The sequence below is a fragment of the Citrobacter sp. wls711 genome, from assembly GCF_005281055.1.
Classification (GTDB): domain Bacteria; phylum Pseudomonadota; class Gammaproteobacteria; order Enterobacterales; family Enterobacteriaceae; genus Citrobacter; species Citrobacter gillenii.
Window position 1 is genome coordinate 1 of the sequence record NZ_SZXC01000061.1, and the last position, 2491, is coordinate 2491.

3 protein-coding genes are annotated in these 2491 nt (G+C 56.4%); all 3 read left to right on the forward strand.

Annotated elements, in window-relative coordinates; genetic code table 11:
- Window positions 1-942, forward strand: a 942-nt coding sequence (gene narH / locus FDW98_RS18865; protein ID WP_137398925.1) for a nitrate reductase subunit beta, incomplete at its 5' end; no start/stop codon positions are given.
- The gene (gene narJ / locus FDW98_RS18870; protein WP_096756787.1) at window positions 939-1649 is read left to right on the forward strand and encodes a nitrate reductase molybdenum cofactor assembly chaperone; all 711 of its coding nucleotides are present in this window, start codon (window positions 939-941) and stop codon (window positions 1647-1649) included. The genes narH and narJ, both read left to right, overlap by 4 nt.
- Entirely contained in the window at window positions 1649-2326 is a 678-nt protein-coding gene (gene narI / locus FDW98_RS18875) for a respiratory nitrate reductase subunit gamma (protein ID WP_096756788.1), read from the forward strand. The genes narJ and narI overlap by 1 nt, the downstream gene beginning before the upstream one ends.
- Window positions 2327-2491 lie beyond the last annotated feature (165 nt).

The following is a 2491-nucleotide window of genomic DNA, read 5'->3' on the forward strand; positions in this document are numbered from 1 at the left end:
GCCATCTACAAGCGTGAAGAAGACGGCATCGTGCTGATCGACCAGGACAAATGCCGCGGCTGGCGTATGTGTATTACCGGTTGCCCGTACAAGAAAATCTACTTCAACTGGAAGAGCGGTAAGTCAGAGAAGTGCATCTTCTGCTATCCGCGTATCGAAGCCGGTCAGCCGACCGTATGCTCCGAAACCTGCGTCGGACGTATTCGTTACCTCGGCGTACTGCTGTATGACGCTGACGCCATTGAAAGCGCGGCAAGCACCGAGAACGAGAAAGATCTGTACCAGCGTCAGCTGGACGTGTTCCTCGATCCGAATGACCCGGCGGTCATTGAGCAGGCACTGAAAGACGGTATTCCGCTGAGCGTGATCGACGCGGCCCAGCAGTCTCCGGTGTACAAAATGGCGATGGACTGGAAGCTGGCGCTGCCGTTGCACCCAGAATACCGCACGCTGCCAATGGTCTGGTATGTTCCGCCTTTGTCACCAATTCAGTCTGCGGCTGATGCGGGTGAGCTGGGCAGCAACGGTATTCTGCCGGACGTGGACAGCCTGCGTATTCCGGTTCAGTACCTGGCAAACCTGCTGACTGCAGGGGATACGCAGCCGGTGGTACTGGCGCTGAAGCGCATGCTGGCGATGCGTCACTTTAAACGTGCGGAAACCGTTGACGGTAAAGTCGACACCCGTGCGCTGGAAGAAGTTGGTCTGACTGAAGCGCAGGCACAGGAAATGTACCGCTACCTGGCCATCGCGAACTACGAAGATCGTTTCGTGGTACCGAGCAGCCATCGTGAGCTGGCGCGTGAAGCGTTCCCGGAGAAAAGCAGTTGTGGCTTTACCTTCGGCGACGGTTGCCACGGTTCGGACACCAAATTCAATCTGTTCAACAGTCGCCGCATCGATGCTGTCGATGTGACCAGCAAAACGGAGCCGCACCAATGATTGAACTCGTCATTGTTTCGCGTCTGCTCGAGTACCCGGATGCTGCCTTATGGCAGCATCAGCAGGAACTTTTCGATGCACTCGCGTCATCTGAAAACCTGGACAAAGATGATGCCCAGACTCTGGGCGTCTTCCTGCGCGATTTAACCGCGCAGGACATGCTGGACGCACAGTCCCGCTACAGTGAACTGTTCGACCGTGGCCGTGCAACCTCGCTGCTGTTGTTCGAACATGTGCATGGTGAATCCCGCGACCGCGGTCAGGCGATGGTTGACCTGATGGCGCAGTACGAGCAGCACGGTTTACAGCTCGACAGCCGCGAATTACCGGACCATCTGCCGCTGTACCTGGAATATCTGGCGCAGTTGCCGAAGGAAGAGGCGCTGGGTGGTTTGCAGGATATCGCTCCGATTCTGGCCCTGCTCAGTGCGCGTCTGCAACAGCGTGAAAGTCGCTACGCCGTGCTGTTCGATCTGTTGTTGAAACTGGCGAATGCGGCTATCGACAGCGACAAAGTGGCGGAGAAAATTGCGGATGAAGTTCGCGATGATACTCCGCAGGCGCTGGACGCTGTCTGGGAAGAAGAGCAGGTGAAATTCTTTGCCGATCAAGGGTGCGGTGAATCTGAGATCTCCGCTCACCAGCGTCGTTTTGCCGGGGCCGTCGCGCCGCAGTATCTGAATATCACCACCGGAGGACAGCAATAATGCACTTCCTGAATACGTTCTTCTTTGACATCTATCCGTACATTGCGGGTTCTGTCTTCCTGATTGGTAGCTGGCTGCGTTATGACTACGGGCAGTACACCTGGCGTGCGGCATCCAGTCAGATGCTGGATCGCAAAGGAATGAACATGGCGTCAAACCTGTTCCATATCGGGATTCTGGGTATTTTCGCCGGCCACTTCCTGGGGATGTTAACGCCGCACTGGATGTATGAAGCGTGGCTGCCACTGGAAGTTAAACAGAAGATGGCGATGTTTGCCGGCGGTGCGTCTGGCGTGATGTGTCTGATCGGGGGGGTATTGTTGCTCAAGCGCCGTTTGTTCAGCCCACGCGTGCGTGCCACTACCACTGGCGCGGATATTCTGGTGCTGTCCGTTCTGGTTATCCAGTGTGCGCTGGGTCTGCTGACGATTCCGTTCTCCGCCCAGCATATGGACGGGAGCGAGATGATGAAGCTGGTCAACTGGGCACAGTCTGTGGTGACCTTCCACGGCGGCGCGTCCCAGTACCTGGACGGTGTGGCGTTTATCTTCCGTATGCACCTGGTGCTCGGTATGACGCTGTTCCTGCTGTTCCCGTTCTCGCGTCTGGTACACATCTGGAGCGTGCCGGTCGAGTATTTGACCCGCAAGTATCAGATTGTTCGCGCACGCCACTAATCGATTCTCTGCGTCATTGTAAACCCTGCTTCGGCGGGGTTTTTTTATGGCTGTTGCCGGGTGGTGGCGAATACGCCTTATCCGGCCTATGGGGTTTGGCTGTTTAGCTAAGGGTACAACAGGGAAGTGGTAGTGTGGGAAGGATGACTCAGCGCTGCGCGCTTC